16 protein-coding genes are annotated in these 19051 nt (G+C 71.5%); 9 read left to right on the forward strand and 7 right to left on the reverse strand.

The genetic code is table 11. The annotated features are described in order from the left end of the window. The first annotated feature begins 21 nt into the window (after positions 1-21). Both fomD and AW27_RS11590 read left to right on the forward strand, forming a co-directional pair. Entirely contained in the window at positions 22-741 is a 720-nt protein-coding gene (gene fomD / locus AW27_RS11585) for a cytidylyl-2-hydroxypropylphosphonate hydrolase (protein WP_037919405.1), read from the forward strand. Positions 742-1048: 307 nt separating this feature from the next. Next, entirely contained in the window at positions 1049-3289 is a 2241-nt protein-coding gene (locus AW27_RS11590) for an ATP-binding SpoIIE family protein phosphatase (protein ID WP_037919403.1), read from the forward strand. A gap of 72 nt (positions 3290-3361) precedes the next feature. On the opposite strand, the gene AW27_RS11595 is transcribed toward AW27_RS11590, so the two are convergent. Continuing rightward, entirely contained in the window at positions 3362-5644 is a 2283-nt protein-coding gene (locus tag AW27_RS11595; protein WP_052030299.1) for a transglycosylase domain-containing protein, read from the reverse strand. A 232-nt stretch (positions 5645-5876) separates the two neighbouring features. Between AW27_RS11595 and AW27_RS11600 the strand changes: the two genes are divergently transcribed. The 5 genes from AW27_RS11600 to AW27_RS11620 all read left to right on the forward strand — a co-directional run bounded on the left by AW27_RS11600 (position 5877) and on the right by AW27_RS11620 (position 10715). Beyond that, positions 5877-6785, forward strand: a complete 909-nt coding sequence (locus AW27_RS11600; protein WP_037919400.1) for an SPFH domain-containing protein — start codon at positions 5877-5879, stop codon at positions 6783-6785. Next, entirely contained in the window at positions 6782-7015 is a 234-nt protein-coding gene (locus tag AW27_RS11605) for a type II toxin-antitoxin system antitoxin (protein WP_037919398.1), read from the forward strand. Before AW27_RS11600 ends, AW27_RS11605 begins: the two co-directional genes overlap by 4 nt. A 132-nt stretch (positions 7016-7147) precedes the next feature. Next, on the forward strand, positions 7148-7672 hold the full coding sequence (locus tag AW27_RS11610; RefSeq protein ID WP_037919394.1) for a PadR family transcriptional regulator: 525 nt from the start codon (positions 7148-7150) through the stop codon (positions 7670-7672). Beyond that, the gene (locus tag AW27_RS11615; protein WP_037919392.1) at positions 7669-8358 is read left to right on the forward strand and encodes an ABC transporter ATP-binding protein; all 690 of its coding nucleotides are present in this window, start codon (positions 7669-7671) and stop codon (positions 8356-8358) included. The genes AW27_RS11610 and AW27_RS11615 overlap by 4 nt, the downstream gene beginning before the upstream one ends. Further along, complete coding sequence (locus AW27_RS11620) at positions 8355-10715, forward strand: FtsX-like permease family protein (RefSeq protein WP_037919390.1); 2361 nt, start codon at positions 8355-8357, stop codon at positions 10713-10715. The genes AW27_RS11615 and AW27_RS11620 overlap by 4 nt, the downstream gene beginning before the upstream one ends. A gap of 58 nt (positions 10716-10773) precedes the next feature. On the opposite strand, the gene AW27_RS11625 is transcribed toward AW27_RS11620, so the two are convergent. Beyond that, entirely contained in the window at positions 10774-11721 is a 948-nt protein-coding gene (locus tag AW27_RS11625) for a hydrogen peroxide-inducible genes activator (RefSeq protein WP_037919387.1), read from the reverse strand. 137 nt (positions 11722-11858) lie between these two features. Between AW27_RS11625 and AW27_RS11630 the strand changes: the two genes are divergently transcribed. Then, the gene (locus AW27_RS11630) at positions 11859-12413 is read left to right on the forward strand and encodes a peroxiredoxin (RefSeq protein ID WP_037919384.1); all 555 of its coding nucleotides are present in this window, start codon (positions 11859-11861) and stop codon (positions 12411-12413) included. Positions 12414-12416: 3 nt separating this feature from the next. Continuing rightward, entirely contained in the window at positions 12417-12953 is a 537-nt protein-coding gene (locus AW27_RS11635; protein ID WP_037919380.1) for an alkyl hydroperoxide reductase, read from the forward strand. A 128-nt stretch (positions 12954-13081) separates the two neighbouring features. On the opposite strand, the gene AW27_RS11640 is transcribed toward AW27_RS11635, so the two are convergent. The 5 genes from AW27_RS11640 to AW27_RS11660 form a co-directional block, all read right to left on the reverse strand. Beyond that, positions 13082-13780 carry a hypothetical protein gene (locus AW27_RS11640; protein WP_052030298.1) on the reverse strand — a complete coding sequence of 233 codons (699 nt, stop codon included), beginning with the start codon at positions 13778-13780 and terminating at the stop codon, positions 13082-13084. Between the two features lie 83 nt (positions 13781-13863). Continuing rightward, on the reverse strand, positions 13864-15240 hold the full coding sequence (locus AW27_RS11645) for an AI-2E family transporter (RefSeq protein ID WP_037919975.1): 1377 nt from the start codon (positions 15238-15240) through the stop codon (positions 13864-13866). A gap of 129 nt (positions 15241-15369) precedes the next feature. Further along, positions 15370-16062, reverse strand: a complete 693-nt coding sequence (locus AW27_RS11650) for an aggregation-promoting factor C-terminal-like domain-containing protein (protein WP_037919377.1) — start codon at positions 16060-16062, stop codon at positions 15370-15372. Positions 16063-16506: 444 nt separating this feature from the next. Beyond that, complete coding sequence (gene phoH2, locus AW27_RS11655) at positions 16507-17823, reverse strand: RNA 5'-3' helicase PhoH2 (protein ID WP_037919375.1); 1317 nt, start codon at positions 17821-17823, stop codon at positions 16507-16509. A gap of 389 nt (positions 17824-18212) precedes the next feature. Then, entirely contained in the window at positions 18213-18974 is a 762-nt protein-coding gene (locus AW27_RS11660) for an isoprenyl transferase (RefSeq protein ID WP_037919372.1), read from the reverse strand. Positions 18975-19051: the final 77 nt, after the last annotated feature.

Here is a 19051-nt window from a genome sequence, read left to right on the forward strand (position 1 = left end):
CCGCCACCCTAAGATCTGCGCATGACAGGTACTTTCACGCCCGGGAGCGGCCGGGCGCAGGACGCGCCGCCGGGTCCCGCGCGCGGCACGCGCTGGGCGCCCGGGGACCGGATCCTCTGGCGCTACCGCGACCACGCCCCGGGGCTGGAGGGCGCGGTGCACATCTGCCGCCCGGTGACCGTGGTGCAGGACACCGACGAGACGCTCGCCGTCTGGATGGCCCCCGGCACCGAATGCGTCAAGCCGGTCCTCGCCGACGGCACCCCCGTCCACGAGGAGCCGCTCGCCACCCGGTACACCGCGCCGCGCACGACAGCGCGCTCGCGCTGGTTCGGCAGCGGTGTCCTGAAACTGGCCCGCCCCGGGGAGCCGTGGTCGGTCTGGCTGTTCTGGGGGCCGGGCTGGAGGTTCGAGAACTGGTACGTGAACCTGGAGGAGCCGCGGACCAGATGGGCCGGTGGAGTGGATTCCGAGGACCACTTCCTCGACATCGCCGTGTACCCCGACCGGAGCTGGAAGTGGCTGGACGAGGACGAGTTCGCCCAGGCCCAGCGGTCCGGTCTGATGGGCCGTGAGCAGGCCCGGCGGGTGAGGGAAGCAGGTCGTGCCGCGGTCGCGGTGATCGAGGAATGGGGGGCTCCGTTCTCGGCCGGCTGGCAGGACTGGCGGCCGGATCCGGCCTGGCGCATTCCGACCCTGCCCGAGGACTGGGACCACACCCCGGCGCATATGACCTCATGAGACCCTTGATGCGCCCCCGGGGTTCAACCGTAGGATCGTCCTCCGCGGGGTCGCGCACGCGGGACGGTGCGTTCGGGCAGCGCATCGGCAAGTGTCCTTCTGCACACGGGATCTGACCGGAGGTCGGCTGACAAGGAGAGGCGACGACGGGGCGGGGATCCGCCCGGGGAGCTCCCTGCCACAGGCCGGGGGAGAAGTTCGAGCGAGGAACCTCTGGGCGATGGTGCCCGGGCCGCTGAGCGGGTATACCGCGACTGACCGAGTTGAGTGCAGCGCACATCGAGCGCAAACGGACGGAATTCCACGCGTGACGGAGTACCCCACCTCCCAGGAGGGCCCGCAGCCCGTCGCCTCCGGCGGAGGTACGGACGAGCCCGGCCACGGCAAGGCGCCCATCGCCGCCTCCGAGGCCGTACGCACGCATGCCGCGGGCACCGCTCCCGCGGCCGAGCCCGGAGCGGCTGCGGCTGCCGACGTACGGGCCGCACGCTCGGCGGCCGGCCCGGGCCCGGGGCTCCCCCGGCCGCGCGCGGCGGCGTCGGCGGAGGCTCCGGGCGCCCCGGGCTCCGGCCAGAGCCACGACAACGCCCGCCCCAGGGAGGCCGAGGACGTCCACGGCGCCGCCGCGCGCGGCGCGGGAGCCGGTCCGGGGGCCGGTCCTGCGGCCCCCGCGGGCGCCGGTGGCGGCGCGGCGGGCCTCCCCGGTGCCGGGGAGGCTGTCCCGGCGGGCTCGGCTGCCGCAGGCGGGGGCGTCGCGGACGCGGGCGCCGCGCGCCGCGAGGGGGACCGGCTGCGCTTCGTCGGCGCCGCCACCCGGCGGATCGCCCGCGGCATCGACCTCGACGAGATCGTGCTCGGCCTGTGCCGGGCAACCGTCCCGACCTTCTCCGACGCCATCCTGGTCTACCTGCGCGATCCGCTGCCGGTCGGCGACGAACGGCCCGTCGGCCCGGTCGTTTTAAGGCTGCGCCGCACCGACCGGCTCCGGCCGATCGACGATCTCACCGACATCAGCAGCACCATCGGCGCGGGGATGGACCTCGCCGGGGCCGCGGGGGCCACCGGCGAGCTCGACTTCAGCCAGCTGCCGCTGGTCGGACCGCAGGGCGACCTGCCCGCGGCCGAGCTGTGCGAGATCCGGCCGGGCGGCGCGCTCGCCGAGGTGCTGCGCGGCGTACGGCCCGTCTTCGGGTCCTCCGCCGCCGCCCGGGCGGCGCTGCCCGAACTGCTCGGGCTGGACCATCCGCTGCCGAGCGGCGACCGGGCGGTGCTCGCGCCGCTGCGCGGCCGCCGCCGGGTGATCGGCGCCGCCGTCTTCCTGCGCAGCCCCGAGCGGCCCGCCTTCGAACAGAACGACCTGCTGGTCGCCGCCCAGCTGGCCACCCACACCGCGCTCGGTATCGACAAGGCGGTCCTCTACGGCCGCGAGGCGTACATCGCCGACGAGCTCCAGCGCACCATGCTGCCCGACAGCCTGCCGCAGCCCACCGGAGTGCGGCTGGCCTCCCGCTACCTGCCCGCGGCCGAGACGGCCAGGGTGGGCGGCGACTGGTACGACGCCATACCGCTGCCCGGCAGCCGGGTGGCCCTCGTCGTCGGCGACGTCATGGGCCACTCCATGACCTCCGCCGCGATCATGGGCCAGCTCCGCACCACCGCCCAGACCCTGGCGCAGCTGGACCTGCCGCCCGCCGAGGTGCTGCACCACCTGGACGAACAGGCGCAGCGTCTGGGCACGGACCGCATGGCCACCTGCATGTACGCCGTCTACGACCCCGTCGCGCACCGGATCACCATCGCCAACGCCGGCCACCCGCCGCCGGTGCTGCTGCACCTGGGCGGCCGGGCCGAGGTGCTCCGCGTACCGCCCGGTGCCCCCATCGGCGTCGGCGGCGTGGACTTCGAGCCGGTGGAGCTGGACGCGCCCGCGGGGGCCACCCTGCTGCTCTACACCGACGGCCTGGTGGAGTCGCGCCTGCGGGACGTGTGGACCGGTATCGAGCAGCTGCGCGAGCGCCTGGCCACCACCGCCCAGCTGACCGGCCTGGACCACCCGCCGCCACTGGAGGCCCTCTGCGACGACGTCCTGGACATGCTGGGCCCGGGTGACCGGGACGACGACATCGCGCTGCTCGCGGCCCGGTTCGACGGCATCGCGCCCAGTGACGTCGCGTACTGGTTCCTGGACCCGGAGGAGACCGCCCCGGGCCGGGCCCGCCGGTTCGCCCGCCGGGCGCTGACCCGGTGGGGCCTGGAGGAGCTGAGCGACTCCCTGGAGCTGCTGGTGAGCGAGGTGGTCACCAATGCGGTCCGGTACGCGGAGCGGCCCGTGACGCTGCGTCTGCTGCGTACGGACGTGCTGCGCTGCGAGGTCGGCGACGACTCCCCGCAGCTGCCCCGGCAGCGCCGGGCGCGGGACACCGACGAGGGCGGCCGCGGCCTGTTCCTGGTCAACCGGCTGGCGCGGCGCTGGGGCGCGACCCGACTCAGCAGCGGCAAGGTCGTCTGGTTCGAACTGCCGTTGCCGGGGACGGGCGAGCGGCGCTGACCGCCCGCCCGCGGACCGGGCCCCTGGAACACCGCCGCCCCGCAGCCTTTCTCGGCTGCGGGGCGGCGTCCCTCAGTTGTTGCCCTGGATTTCACCCGGGACCGGCGGGTCCGGCGGCTTGGGACCGTTGGTCTTGGTGGCCGTGGCCGTCGGGGACGTCGTCCCGCTGGGCGACGGGCCCGTCGCGGTGGCGGTGGGACTCGGCGACGTCTGCGTCGGGGACTGCGTCGGGCTGCTGGTCACCGCCGACGCGCTGGCGGACGGGCTCGCCGAGGCCGTGGGAGAGGCGCTGCGCGACGGCGTCTGCACGGCGCCCATGTCGGCCTCGGAGAGCTGGAACCGGCCGGTGTCCACGCCCTTGAGGGCGGCGAGGGTGTACGCCCGCCAGATGGAGGCGGGGAAGCTGGAACCGCCCGCGCGCCCGAGGCCGGCGGTGCCGGTCAGAGTGACCTGGTTGTGGGTGGTGGGGTCCTCGCCGAACATCGCGACGACCGTGACCAGCTCGGGCGTGTAGCCGGTGAACCAGGCCGCCACGTTGGACTCGGTGGTTCCGGTCTTACCGCCGGCCTGGTAGGCGCTGCTGCGGACCTTGTTGCCGGAGCCGCCCTCGTCCTCCACGACCCCCTGGAGCACCTTGGTGACGGTGTCGGCGGTCTTGCGGCTGATGGCCTGGCTGCCGACGGCCTGCTGGGGCGTGAACTTGACGTCCTTGTGGTCCGCCTTCTTGATGATGGTCGGCGTGACCTTCTTGCCGTGGTTGTCGAACGTGGCGTAGACGCCCGCCATTTCCAGGGTGTTCGCGCTCATCGTGCCCAGCGCCATGGCCGGCTTGTCCTCGGGCCAGCCGTCGCGGTCCTGCATGCCGAGTTCCAGGGCCGTCTTCTTGGCGTTGACCGGCTTCACGTCCACGATCATCTGCGCGTAGACGGAGTTGACCGAGAGGTTGGTCGCCTCCTGGACCGTCATCATCGGGTTGCCGTAGTTGGCGTTGTCCTGGTTCTGCGGGTTGAACGGGATCTTGCTGCCGACGACCGGGCGCTTGCTCGTCCCGTCGTAGAGGGCGTTCGGGGTGATCGGCTTGCCGTCCTGGGTGTTCGAGCCGTTCTCCAGGGCGGAGGCCAGGACGATCGGCTTGAAGGTCGATCCCGGCTGGTAGTCGGTGCGCAGCGCGTTGCTCGCGGCCTTCTGCTCCATCCCCACGCCGCCGTACATCGCGACGATGGCGCCGGTCTTCGGGTCGACGGAGGTCGCGCCGGCCTGGACGCTCTGGTCCTGGGGCCTGCCCTTGGTGTCCTTGCGGTCGAGCTTGGACTCCAGCTCGTCCTGGACCGCCTTCTCCAGCGCCGACTGCTTGCCCTTCTCGATGTTGAGCGTGATGTTCCAGCCGCCCGCCGTGATCATGGCGTCGGTGATGTCCTGCTTGTTCAGCTCGTCGTTGGCCGCCTGGACCAGGTAGCTCTTCTGCCCGTCCATGCCCGGCCGGGGCTTCGGCTTGATGGGCTCCGGAAGGGTCATGGTCTTGCGCTTGGCCTCGTCCAGCTTGCCCATCTCGACCATGTTGTCGAGGACGGCGTTGAAGCGGATGTGGACCAGGCGCGTGCCGTTCGGGCCGGCGGTCGCCAGGTCGTACTGGCTGGGAGCCTGGATGACCGCGGCGAGATAGGCCCCCTGTTCCAGGGTGAGCTTGTCCGCGTCGACGCCGTAGAAGGCCTGGGCGGCGGCCTGGATGCCGTAGGCGTTGCGGCCGTAGAAGTTGGTGTTCAGGTAACCGGCGAGGATGTCGTCCTTCTCCATGCGCTGGTCGACCTTGAGGGCGATGACGAGCTCCCTGAGCTTGCGCGTCGCCGACTGATCCTGCGTCAAGTAGTAGTTCTTGACGTACTGCTGGGTGATCGTCGAGCCGCCCGCCGTGCCCTTGCCCCGGACGGTGTTGAACAGGCCTCGGGCCACGCCCATCACGTCGACGCCGCGGTCGTGGTAGAAGGACTTGTTCTCGATGGCGATGAAGGCGGTGCGGACGTCGAGCGGGATCTTGTCGATGGGCACGATCTCGCGGTTCATCTCGCCGGTGCGCGCCATGATCGAGCCGTCGGAGTACCGGTAGGTGTTGCTCTGGAGCGTGGCCTGGGCGTTCGGGTCGGTGGGCTCGTCCACCGAGAAGTACAGGACGATCGCCGCGGCCATGAGGAGCAGGACGAGCCCCAGGAACGTGCCCAGGATCTTCTTCCAGGTGAAGAAGCGGCCTATGCCGGTGCGCTTGCCGGTACCCCCGCTCCCCTTGGCGCCCTTCGCGCGTCCGCTCGGCGCCCGCCGCGCACCGCGCTGCTGCGCCTTACGCACTTCTGCTCGGCCCATCGCTCCCGCTCCGCTCGATTACCCCCCCGACGTCAACTCAGAAAGCTAACACCGCAGGCTGTGACAAAGATTGGCCAATCCGGATTATTACCGGTCATTTCGGACGTGAGAATCAGCACCCCCGTCACAGGAACCGACGCTCACATAAGCCGATGGGTTGCCATTACGCAAAAAAGTGATATCACTTTGCTAGGCGGCCCGATCGGCCGCGCGCAGAGAAACGGGGCGAACCATGACGAACCACATAGCCAACCCGGACGGCGTACGGGAGTTCGCCGCACGCAGCGTCGGCGGCGCACTGGCGCTGCTGCTCGGGCTCGCCGGCCTGCTCGCGGGCGCGGGTCTGGTCACGGCGGGGGCGGTGTCGACGGCGACCGCGGCCAAGGTGGCCCTGATCGTGATCGGCGTCCTCCTGGCCCTCTCCTCCGTCATCGCGATGAGCGGCCTCAACACGGTGGCTCCGGGCGAGGCCCGGGTCGTCCAGCTCTTCGGCCGCTACCGCGGCACCATCCGCACCGACGGGCTGCGCTGGGTCAACCCGCTGACCTCGCGCGAGAAGATCTCCACCCGGGTGCGCAACCACGAGACGGCCGTCTTGAAGGTCAACGACGCCTACGGCAACCCGATCGAGCTGGCGGCGGTCGTGGTGTGGCGGGTCGAGGACACCGCGCGGGCCGTCTTCGAGGTCGAGGACTTCACCGAGTTCGTCGAGACGCAGACCGAGGCGGCGGTCCGGCACATCGCGATCGAGTACCCGTACGACGCGCACGAGGAGGGCGGCCTGTCGCTGCGCGAGAACGCCGAGGAGATCACCGAGAAGCTCGCCGCCGAACTGCACGCCCGGGTGGAGGCCGCCGGCGTGCAGATCATCGAGTCCCGGTTCACGCATCTCGCGTACGCTCCCGAGATCGCCTCCGCGATGCTCCAGCGCCAGCAGGCGGGCGCCGTCGTAGCGGCCCGCAAGCAGATCGTGGAGGGAGCGGTGGGCATGGTCGAGCTCGCCCTGACCCGTCTGGCGGAGGAGGAGATCGTGGACCTGGACTCCGAACGCAAGGCGGCCATGGTCTCGAACCTGATGGTCGTGCTGTGCGGCGACCGCGCCGCCCAGCCGGTGCTCAACACGGGCACCCTCTACCAGTGACCCCCTCCGGCGAGGAGAAGCCGACGGGCCGCCAGGCGCGCAAGCAAGTGCTCCTGCGACTCGACCCGCAGGTGTACGACGCACTGGCCCGCTGGGCGGGCGAGGAGCTGCGCAGCACCAACGCGCAGATCGAGTTCCTGCTCCGCCGGGCCCTCGCCGAAGCCGGCCGGCTCCCCTCCGCCCCGGGCCCCATCCCCCGACGAGGCAGGCCCCCCAAGCCCACCAACTGACCGCCACCGCACGCCGCTCCCGCGCCACCCACGGGAGCGGCGTGTGCGTTTCCGCAGGCCGGAGCTCCGCACACCCCGCGTAGACACCCCATGTATACACCTCGCGTATACACGCTGTGTATAGTCGTCGGCATGTCCATCGGTCACACCCTCCTGGGCCTCCTCGAGGCCGGCCCGCGCCACGGCTACGACCTGAAGCGGGCCTTCGACGAGAAGTTCGGCCACGACCGCCCCCTCGCCTACGGCCAGGTCTACTCGACCATGTCCCGGCTGCTGAAGAACGGCCTCGTGGAGGTCGACGGCATCGAGAGCGGCGGCGGCCCCGACCGCAAGCGGTACGCCATCACCGACGCCGGCATCACGGACGTCGAGACCTGGCTCTCCCAACCGGAGAAGCCGGATCCGTACCTCCACTCCACCCTCTACACGAAGGTCGTCCTCGCCCTGCTCACCGGCCGCCGCGCCGATGAACTGCTCGACACCCAGCGGGCCGAGCACCTGCGCCTGATGCGGGTGCTGACGACCCGCAAGCGCAAGGGCGACCTCGCCGACCAGCTCGTCTGCGACCACGCCCTGTTCCACCTCGAAGCGGACCTGCGGTGGCTGGAGCTCACCGCCGCCCGCCTCGGCCGGCTCGCCCAGGAGGTACGCCGATGACGGCCCCGGCCGGCTCCCTGCTCGCCGCCACCGGCCTGCGCAAGGCGTACGGGACCACCACCGCCCTCGACGATGCCGAGTTCTCCATCCACCCCGGCGAGGTCGTCGCCGTCATGGGCCCCTCCGGCTCCGGCAAGTCCACCCTGCTGCACTGCCTCGCCGGGATCGTGCCGCCCGACTCCGGCTCCATCGTCTACGCCGGCCGCGAGCTCACCTCCATGAGCGACGCGGAGCGCAGCGCCCTGCGCCGCACCGAGTTCGGCTTCGTCTTCCAGTTCGGGCAGCTCGTACCGGAGCTGACCTGCGTGGAGAACGTCGCCCTCCCGCTGCGCCTGACCGGCGCCAAGCGCAGGGAGGCCGAACGCACCGCCCTGCACTGGATGGAACAGCTCCAGGTGGAGGACCTCGGCGCCAAACGGCCCGGCGAGATATCCGGCGGTCAGGGCCAGCGGGTGGCCGTCGCCCGTGCCCTCGTCACCGGCCCCCGGGTGATCTTCGCCGACGAGCCCACCGGCGCCCTCGACTCCCTCAACGGCGAACTCGTCATGCAGCTGCTCACGGAGGCCGCCCGGTCCGCGAACGCCGCCGTCGTCCTCGTCACCCACGAGACGCGCGTGGCCGCCTACTCCGACCGCGAGATCGTGGTGCGCGACGGCAGGTCCCGCGACATGGAGCGGATCGTATGAGCCGGCTCCAGGCATGGGCGCGCGACCTCGGCATGGGCGCCCGCTTCGCCTTCGGCGGCGGCCGCGAAGGGTGGATCCGCACCCTGCTCACCGGCGTCGGCGTCGGCCTCGGCGTCGCGCTGCTGCTGATCAGCACGGCCATCCCCGGCGCCCTGGCAGCACGCTACGAGCGCGGCGACGCACGCTCGACGATGAGTTCCGAGCAGCCCGACACCCCCGGACCCGACACGCTGCTCATCACCCGCATCAACCAGACCTACCGCGACAAGGACATCGAGGGGTACGCGCTGCGCGCCGAGGGGCCGCGGGCCCCACTGCCGCCCGGTCTGACGAGGCTCCCCGCCGCGGGCGAGCTGGCCGTCTCCCCTGCCCTGGGCGAGCTGCTGAAGTCCTCCGAGGGCGCCCTGCTGCGCGAGCGGCTGGCCGGGCCGGTCGGTGAGACCATCGGCGACCCCGGGCTGGTCGGGCCCGGCGAACTGCTCTTCTACCTCGGCAGCGACAGCCTCGCCAAGAGCGGCCCGACGGACTACCGCGTCGACCGCGTCACCGCCTTCGGCCATGACGTCGCGCGCGAGGGCCTCGACCCCGTGCTCATGCTGATGGTGGTCCTGACCTTCGTCGCCCTGCTGATGCCCGTGGCCGTGTTCATCGCCACCGCCGTCCGCTTCGGCGGGGAGCGGCGCGACCGCAGGCTCGCTGCCCTGCGGCTGGTCGGCGCCGACAGCCGGATGGTGCGCCGGATCGCGGCCGGCGAGGCACTGGCCGGCTCCCTGGTCGGACTGGTGTTGGGCGCCGGCTTCTTCGCCGTCGGCCGCTCCCTGGTCGGCAGCGTCAGCCTTCGGCAGCGCAGCGTCTTCCCCGCCGACCTCGACCCGGCACCCTGGCTGGCCGCCCTGGTCGCCGTCGCGGTGCCCGCGGCGGCGGTGGCCGTGACCCTGTTCGCGCTGCGCGGTGTGGTCATCGAGCCGCTGGGGGTCGTCCGTACGGCCAGGCCCGCCCGGCGCCGCATCTGGTGGCGGCTGCTGCTGCCGCTGGTCGGCGTGGGACTGCTCCTGCCCCTGGGCGGCCGCGGCAACGACCACGGCCGGTTCAACCAGTGGCAGGTCAGCGGTGGCGTGGTCCTGCTGCTGGTCGGAATCACCGTCCTGCTGCCCTGGCTGCTGGAGCGCTTCGTCGGGAAGGCCTCCGGCGGCCCCGTCTCCTGGCAGTTGGCGGTACGTCGGCTGCAGATCGACAGCGGCGGCGCCGCCCGCCTGGTCAACGGCATCGCCGTGGCCGTCGCGGGCGCCGTCGCCCTCCAGATGTTCTTCGCGGGCGTCGAGGGCGACTACACGAAGTCGACGGGCCAGGATCCCGCCAGGGCCGCCGTGGCGGTCATGGTGCACGGTGGGACGGGCGGCGGCATGGACGGCCTCGCCGGGCGGATCGCCGCCGTGCCGGGCGTCACCCGCGCCGTTCCGCTGACCTCCACGCAAGCGGCCCATCGGATGCCCGCGGAGGAGGAGACGGTCCAGATGACCATCGGCACCTGCGACGCGCTCGGAGAGGTCGCGGTGCTCGACTCCTGCACGGACGGCGACGCCTTCCTCCTGACCGCCTCCGCCTCCGCCTCCGGGGACGGCTTCTACGGGGGCACGGCCCGGGCCGGCGACGAGCTGTTCATCGGCGACGTGCGGTGGACCGGGTCCGCGACGGCCGACGACCCCGCTCCGGCGAAGTGGACGGTTCCGGCGGGCACCCGCGCGGTCCCCGGCCGGGAGGACCCCACCGGAGCGCTGCGCAGCGGCCTGCTGGTGACCCCTTCGGCCGCACCGAAGGAGCTTGGCGACTTCGCGGACATGCGGATCTTCGTCCAGGTCGACGAGTCCGGTCCGGACGTCCTGGACCGGGCGCGCAACGCCGTCTTCGCCTCCGATCCGCTGGTCACGGCGATGACGCTGCGGGAGCACCAGCAGGCCGCCGGCTTCTCCTCGGTGCGCACCGGGCTGTTCTTCGGGGCGGCCGCCGTACTGGTCCTGATCGGTGGGAGCCTGTTCGTCTCCCAGCTGGAGCAGCTGCGCGAGCGGCGGAAACTGCTGTCCTCCCTGGTCGCCTTCGGCACCAGGCGGTCCACGCTGAGCCTGTCGGTGCTGTGGCAGACGGCCGTGCCGATCGCGCTGGGCCTGCTGCTGGCGGCCTGCGTGGGCGTCGGGCTGGGAGCCGTCCTGACGTCGATGGCCGCCCAGCCGGTCCGCGTCGACTGGCCCTCGGTGCTGGGGATGACCGGGGTCGGTGCGGGCGTGGTGGCCGCCGTGACCCTGCTCAGCCTGCCGCCGCTGCTGCGTCTGATGCGCCCGGACGGCCTGCGTACGGAGTGACCCGTACGCCCCGGCGCCCCGTTCCCGGTGGCCCGCTCCCGGTGGCCCGGCGACCGCGTCAGTCGGTGGGCCACACGGGGAGCGGGCGTACGGCTTCACGCAGGGCGGCGGCGATCGCCGCGAACTCCTCCTGGCGGGCGGTCCCCGTACGCATGGCCAGGGCGATCCGCCGCGAGGGCGCCGGTTCGGCGAAGCAGCCGGTGGAGAGGTATTCGTTGCGGGCGGTCTCCAGTCGCAGCGCGGTGCGCGGCAACAGCGTCACCCCCAGTCCCCCGGCGACCAGTTGTACGAGCGTGGACAGTCCGGCGGCGGTCGTGGTGACGTCCGCCCCGGTGGTCCGTCCGGCCTCCCGGCAGATGTCGAGGGCCTGGTCCCGCAGGCAGTGCCCCTCGTCGAGCAGCAACAGCTGGAGGTCGCGCAGCTCGTCGAGCGGGATGTCGCGGCGGCCGGCCAGCGCGTGCTCCCGGGGCGCGAGCAGCACGAAGTCCTCGTCGAAGAGCGGCAGTTCGGTCACTCCGGGGACGCCGAGCGGCACCGCCAGCAGGAGCAGGTCCAGGCGCCCGCCCGCCAGCCCCTCCACCAGCGAACCGGTCTGCTCCTCGTGCACCTGGAGGTCCATCCGCGGGTAGCGCCGGTGGAACAGCCCCAGCACGGTCGGCAGCAGGTAGGGCGCCACGGTGGGGATCACCCCCAGCCGCAGCGTCCCGGTGAAGGGGGCCCGCACCGCCTCGGCCTCCTCCAGCAGCCCGCCGACGGCGTCGAGCACCACCTGGGCCCGGGCGGCGATCCGCTCTCCCGCGGGGGACAGCAGCACCTTGCGGGTGGTGCGCTCCAGCAGTTGCACGCCGAGGGCCTCCTCCAGCGCCGAGACGGCACCGGAGAGCGCCGGCTGGCTCATACCGATGGCCGCGGCGGCGTCGCGGAAGTGCAGGTGCTCGGCGACCGCCGCGAAGGCGCGCAGCTGAGCGAGGGTCGGCTGCTTCGCTCCCCTATTACCGACAGCCACTGATAGGTACCTCCGATCACCCGAAGCAAGACTAGCTATTTCCATAATCAATGCAGGCTGTGCCAGCATGTGAGACACGTCCAACCCCATTGGAAATCCCCCAAAAGGGGTCTTTTCCTCTTGAACAAGGAGAGCGCGTGCTCACTGTTGGTGACAAGTTCCCCGCCTTCGACCTGACCGCCTGCGTCTCGCTCGAGGCCGGTGCCGAGTTCGCGCAGATCGACCACAAGACCTACGAGGGCAAGTGGAAGGTCGTCTTTGCGTGGCCTCTCGACTTCACCTTCGTGTGCCCGACCGAGATCGCCGCCTTCGGCAAGCTGAACGACGAGTTCGCCGACCGCGACGCGCAGGTCCTCGGCTTCTCGCTCGACTCCGAGTACGTGCACCACGCCTGGCGCAAGGACCACGCCGACCTGCGTGACCTGCCCTTCCCGATGATGTCGGACATCAAGCGCGAGCTCTCCGCCGAGCTGGGCATCCTCGGCGAGGACGGCCTGCCGATGCGCGCCGTCTTCATCGTGGACCCGAACAACGAGATCCAGTTCTCGATGGTGACCGCCGGCTCCGTGGGCCGTAACCCCAAGGAGGTCCTGCGGGTCCTCGACGCCCTGCAGACCGACGAGCTGTGCCCGTGCAACTGGAACAAGGGCGATGCCACGATCGACGCCGGCGCGCTGCTGGCCGGTGAGTGACGGATGTCCCTCGACTCCCTGAAGGCGTCCGTCCCGGACTTCGCCAAGGACCTGAAGCTGAACCTCGGTTCGGTCATAGGCAACAGCGACCTCCCGCAGCAGCAGCTGTGGGGCACGGTCCTGTCCTGCGCGATCGCCGCCCGCTCCCCGCGCGTCCTGCGTGAGCTGGAGCCGGAGGCGAAGGCGAACCTCTCGCCGGAGGCGTACACCGCCGCCAAGTCCGCTGCCGCGGTCATGGCGATGAACAACGTCTTCTACCGCACGCGCCACCTGCTCTCCGACCCGGAGTACGGCAACCTGCGCGCGGGCCTGCGGATGAACATCATCGGCAACCCGGGCGTGGAGAAGGTCGACTTCGAGCTGTGGTCCCTCGCGGTCTCCGCGATCAACGGCTGCGGCCAGTGCCTGGACTCGCACGAGCAGGTCCTGCGCAAGGCGGGCGTCGACCGCGAGACGGTCCAGGAGGCCTTCAAGATCGCCTCGGTGATCCAGGCCGTGGCGGTCACCCTCGACGCCGAGGCCGCCATCGCCGGCGAGTGACAGCCGCCCCGTACGACGCCAGGGCCCCGCGACCGGAAACGGTCGCGGGGCCCTGGCGTCTTCGGTCGTCGGCGTCGCCCGACGGCCCGCCCCGCCGCGTCCGGCTCGGGAGGGGACCGGCGCGTGCCCTACTCCTTGAGTGCCGCCAGCAGCGCGCGGGCGTCCTCGATCATCGCCGCCTGCAGCTCGGCCCCATCGGCCGGGGCGTTCGAGCGGTCGACGGTGGTGTAGGCCTCGATCGTGAACACCGCTCCGCCGTCCAGCACCTTGAGCCGGACGAGCGTCTCCCCGGGAGCCGAGAAGAACACGGCGCGCTCACCGAGACCCTGCACCGCCTCGTTGCGCCCCTCACCGATCGCGGCGACGAGCCCGAGCGGCGGTGCGTCGAACTCCGCCGCGGGATCGGTCTTCCGGTGCAGGTCCACCTGCACCCGTACCGTGAGGGTGGACACGATCTCGCCGTTCTGCAGGTTGCAGATGGCCCCGCGCACGGCCGGATGTTCGCTCTCCTTGTTCACCGGCCGGTAGCCGTGCAGATCTCCCCCGATCCTGCTCAGCGCCCGCGCCTCGAAGTCCTGGCACAGGTTCTTCGTCGCCCGGTACGCGACCTCCGGCGCGGCCAGCCGGTCCCCCAGGGCGAACAGCCCGCCCGCCCAGACCGCGGAGGCGACCACGGCCCCGCCCAGCGCCCACAGCCACGGCCGCCGCACCCCCGGGCCGTCCGCCTCCCATCCCTCCGCCTCCGGCCCGTGCGGCGCGAGCCGTTCCGCCGGCCGTGCCGCCCGGTCGGCCTCCCAGCCGCCTTCGAGCTCCGGATCGCTGATCATCCCCGTCCCCCCGTTCGTTCCCGCTCCCCCGAGCGCCGTCGGTAGCGCCCCGGCGTATTCGATCATGACATCCCGACCGCGGCCTACGGCCGGGAGTGTTCCGCGTCGCCGTCGGGCACCACGCCCAGCGCCGTCGACCCGTGCGGCGCGGGGCCCACCATCCCGGCCCCGAGGTGGTGCTGGTCCCGCGAGTACGCCTTCAGGTAGCCCACCACCGTGTTGGTGACGGCCACCAGCGGAACGGCCACCACCGCCCCGCCGATGCCGGCGATCATCCCGCCGGCCGCCACCGCGAGCACCACCGCGAGCGGGTGGACCCGTACCGCCCGACCGAGGATGAAGGGCTGGAGCACGTGCCCTTCGATCTGCTGCACCGCCAGGACCACCAGCAGCGTCATCAGGGCGGTGAACACCCCCTGGGTCACGAGCGCCACGACCACCGCGAGGGCTCCCGAGATCACCGCGCCGACCAGCGGGATGAAGGCGAACAGGAAGATGAAGACGGCCAGCGGCACCGCCATCGGCACGTCCAGGAAGTAGAGCCCGAGGCCGATGAAGATGGCGTCGATGAGCGCGACGATGACCGTGCCGCGCACGTACGCGGTCAGCGTGCGCCAGGCGCGCGGACCGGCGCCGGCGACACCGGCGCGGGCGGCCGCGGGGACCAGGCCGAGCGCCCAGTTCCAGATGCGCTTGCCGTCGTAGAGCAGGAAGAGGGTCGAGAACATCGCGAGCAGCATGCCCGTGAGGATCTCGACGAGGACGGTCACGCCCTGGAGTCCGGCGGAGGTGATCTGCTCGGTGTTGGTGCCGATGGTCTCGCTGAGGTTCTTCGCGATGTCGTTGATCTGCTTCTCGGTCACGTGGAACGGACTGTCCAGCGCCCAGAGTTTGAGCTCGTTGATGCCGTCGCGGACACGGTCGGAGAGGTCGTCGAGGTTCTCCATGACCTGCCAGACCACGAACCAGCCGACCAGCCCGATCACGACGAAGCCGAGGACCGCCGTGACGGCCGTGGCCAGACCGCGCGGCAGGCCCAGTCTGCGCAGTCGGACGACGAAGGGCTGGAGCATCGCGGTGACGAGCATGGCCGCCGCGAAGGCGAGGACGACCAGGCGGACTTCGCTGATCACCTTCATCAGCACCCAGAGCATCCCGGCGAGCAGCAGCAGCCGCCAGCTGGCCTCGGCGGCGACGCGCATCCCCCATGGGACCACGCTCGCCGGATCGGGCCGCTCGGGGCGCCGGTAGGGTTCGAGGCCGGCCGCCGGTACCACGGGCGCCCCCGCCGGGGCGTCGGACGGCACCGGAGCCGCCGGCACCGCCGGGGCCCGCCGTGCCGGTTCGGGCAGGTCGCCGCCGGACTCGGCCTCGACCTCCGCGCGCCGCTCGTTGAGCCGCGCCTGCATCGCCGTCAGCCTGTCGCCCAGCCGGCCGAGCCAGCCGTCCCTCTTCGCCATGTCGCTTCCTTCCCCCGCCCCCCGTCTACGGGCACACCCCGACGACCGTACACGCGGGGAGCCCCGCACCGTACGACGGTGCGGGGCTCCCGGAGGTTGAGCGGTGGGGCCGCGAGGCGGCGGCGGCCGTCAGTACCAGCCGTTGGCCTGGTGGAAGCTCCAGGCCCCGCAGGGGCTGCCGTAGCGGTCTTCCATGTAGTTCAGGCCCCACTTGATCTGCGTGGCGGGGTTGGTGCGCCAGTCCGCGCCGGCCGAGGCCATCTTCGAACCGGGCAGCGCCTGGACCAGACCGTAGGCCCCGGAGGACTTGTTCACGGCCAGGTAGTTCCAGGTGGATTCCTGGTTGATGATGTTCGAGAAGCACTGGAACTGGCCGGCCGGGACCATCTGCTGTGCGATGGCCTTGACCTGAGCGACCGTGTAGGAGCTCTGCACGGCGAAGTCACCGGCGTCGCGGGCGGCGGAACGGCTGGCGACTTCCTTCGCCTCGCGTTCCTTCCTCGCCTTCTCGTCGGCCGCCTTCTGCGCCTCGGCCTTCTTGGCCTTGGCGTCCTCGGCGGCCTGGAGGCGTGCGGCCTCCTCCGCCGAGCGCTTGGCGTCGACGTCGGCGGCGTACGCGATGATGTCGGCCTGCTGCGTCAGGGACGCGCTCTGGACCTCCGCCTGGTCGCCGACCGGGATGTCCGCGAGGAGGGTCGCCCCGGACGCGGTCGTCTCAAGATCGTTCGTGGGGTCGCCGGTGGCAACGCCCACGACTGCGCCGACGGTGGTGACCGCGGTGGCCGAAGCCACTGCGAACCCCCGGACCGAGATCCGGCTCACACGGTGTCCTTCCAGCAGCGTCCGCAGTGACCACGCGGCGCAAAAGTGCCCTCGACTCTGGCCTCCGTGGTGCGACGGTCACTGGAGGCGCGGGCCCGTGGGCAACTCCCCTGCGGGGGCTGCCGCGTGAAGCTCCGGGCGGCATACGGCCATCGGCTGTGGAGTTGTGGTGCTGCGCGTACCTCACGGGAGATACAGGTGTGCCGTATGCGGGGCCTGACGGAAACCAGACTCTGCCGGACCTCGACGCCGCAAGGCAATTCTCCGTTGCGTGGGAAAGGTCACACCTGGCATCTCGCCGTCGTTTTCCTCAAAGGGCTATGCGGCACGACGCCGCCCGGCTAGGCTTCTCTGCCTTTGCCGGGCGGCGTCAACTCACCTTCCGCTATGAGGTTTTTGACCGATTCGACGGCCCGTCGGACGGGGGCGCCTGCTCACCCCGCCTCAGAGGGTCTCCAGCATCTCGGTGACCAGAGCGGCGATCGGGGAGCGCTCGGATCGCGTCAGCGTGACGTGCGCGAAGAGAGGATGCCCCTTCAGCTTCTCCACCACGGCGACCACTCCGTCGTACCGGCCGACCCGCAGGTTGTCCCGCTGGGCGACGTCGTGGGTCAGAACGACCCGCGAATTGGCCCCGATCCGGGACAGAACGGTCAGCAGGACGTTCCGTTCGAGCGACTGCGCCTCGTCCACGATCACGAAGGCGTCGTGGAGCGAGCGGCCGCGGATGTGCGTGAGCGGCAGGACCTCCAACATCCCGCGGTTCAGCACCTCCTCGATGACCTCGCGGCCGGCGACCGACGAGAGCGTGTCGAAGACGGCCTGAGCCCAGGGGCTCATCTTCTCGGAGGCGTCGCCGGGCAGATAGCCGAGGTCCTGGCCGCCCACCGCGTACAGCGGCCGGAAGACCATCACCTTCTGGTGCTGCCTACGCTCCAGCACCGCCTCCAGGCCGGCGCACAGCGCCAGGGCCGACTTGCCCGTGCCGGCCCGGCCGCCCATCGAGATGATCCCGATCTCGGGGTCGAGGAGGAGGTCCAGCGCGATGCGCTGCTCGGCGCTGCGCCCGTGCAGCCCGAAGGCGTCGCGGTCGCCCCGTACGAGCTTGACGTTGCCGTCCGCCGTGACCCGACCCAAGGCCTTGCCCCGCTCGGACTGCAGGACCAGCCCGGTGTGCACGGGCAGCTCCGCGGCCTCTGGTACGTAGAGCCGCTCCTCCGAGTAGAGGAGGTCGACCTGCTCCCCGGAGAGGCCGATCTCGCTCATGCCGGTCCAGCCGCCGTCGGTGATGGCGAGCTCGGCGCGGTACTCCTCCGCGATCAGCCCCACGGAGGAGGCCTTGATGCGCAGGGGGAGGTCCTTCGAGACGACCGTGACGTCGTAGCCCTCGGCCTGGAGGTTGCGTGCGACCGCGAGGATCCGCGAGTCGTTGTCCCCCAGTCGGAAGCCGGCGGGAAGGACGCTGGGGTCTGAGTGGTTGAGCTCGACGCGCAGGGTGCCGCCCAGATCTCCCAGCGGGATGGGGGCATCCAGGCGACCGTTGCGAACCCGGAAGTCGTCCAGCAGGCGCAGGGCCTGGCGCGCGAAGTAGCCGAGTTCGGGATGGTGCCTCTTTGCCTCCAGCTCGGTGATCACCACGATCGGGAGCACGACCTCGTGCTCGTCGAAGCGGGAGATCGCGTTGGGGTCTGCCAGCAGGACGCTGGTGTCGAGGACGTAGGTCCGCCTGTCGGGCAGGCGGCGCTTTGTGCTGGTCACCACGGAAGGACGTACCCCCTCGGAAGAGGTCGGGCCATGAAGACCGGACCGGTCATCGGCACCCATGCCAGGGCCGATTTCCGGCCCTCCACTGCGTCCGTGCGAACCGCACGTGCGTCCTGGTGCAAAGGGCCTCCCGGGCGGACGGCCCCATGCCGTCCGCTGAGACTCGACACCCGTGGATCGGGCATCGACCTGAAAGGGATATTCCCCGATCAGGCCAGGCCATGCCATGGCATATGACGGACGCTCGGTGAATCCCTGGTGAAGGCTTCGAGGGGAGGGGGAAGGTGGGGCGAAGGGGCACCGGAACGGCCGGAAACCGCTCGAAGGGGGCCTGCCGCCCGGGGCGGGCGCGCGGGACCGGCCCCACAGCACGCCCCTACACAGTGTCAGGTGCCGTAGCGCCGGTGACGGGCCGCGTAGTCGCGCAGCGCACGGAGGAAGTCGACCTTGCGGAAGGCGGGCCAGAAGACCTCGCAGAAGTAGTACTCGGAGTGCGCGCTCTGCCACAGCATGAATCCGGACAGTCGCTGCTCACCACTGGTGCGGATCACCAGGTCCGGGTCGGGCTGGCCGCGCGTGTAGAGGTGCTCCGCGATGTGGTCGATGTCGAGGATCTCGGCGAGCTCCTCGAAGGAGGTGCCCTTCCGGGCGTGCTCCAGGAGCAGCGAGCGCACGGCGTCGGCGATCTCCTGGCGGCCGCCGTAGCCGACGGCGACGTTGACGAGTATCCCGTCGATGTCGTGGGTGGCCTGCTCGGCCTCCTTGAGGACCGTCTGCGTCCCGGCGGGCAGGATGTCCAGGTTGCCGACGTGGTGCACGCGCCAGCGGCCGTCCGCGGCCAGTCCCCGCACGGTGTTCTCGATGATGTTGAGCAGCGGGCGGAGCTCGACCTCGGGGCGGTCCAGGTTGTCCGTGGAGAGCATCCACAGGGTGACGACCTCGACGTCGGTCTCGGTGCACCAGCCGAGCATCTCGGAGATCTTGTCGGCTCCGGCCTGGTGGCCCTGCTCCGTCGTACCGCCGGACGCCTTGGCCCAGCGACGGTTCCCGTCCAGGATGACGCCGATGTGCTTGGGCGCCGCGTCATGGTCGAGGCGGCCTTCCACCCGGCGTGCGTAAAGCCTGTACACCAGGTCGCGCAGCTTCACGATCTTCCAGCCCCTCCGTGCCTTGCCCCCGTGCGAAATGCGGTCCCTCCCCCGAGGCCGCCACATTACTGCGCGGT

Source organism: Streptomyces sp. PCS3-D2 (genome assembly GCF_000612545.2).
GTDB lineage: Bacteria > Actinomycetota > Actinomycetes > Streptomycetales > Streptomycetaceae > Streptomyces.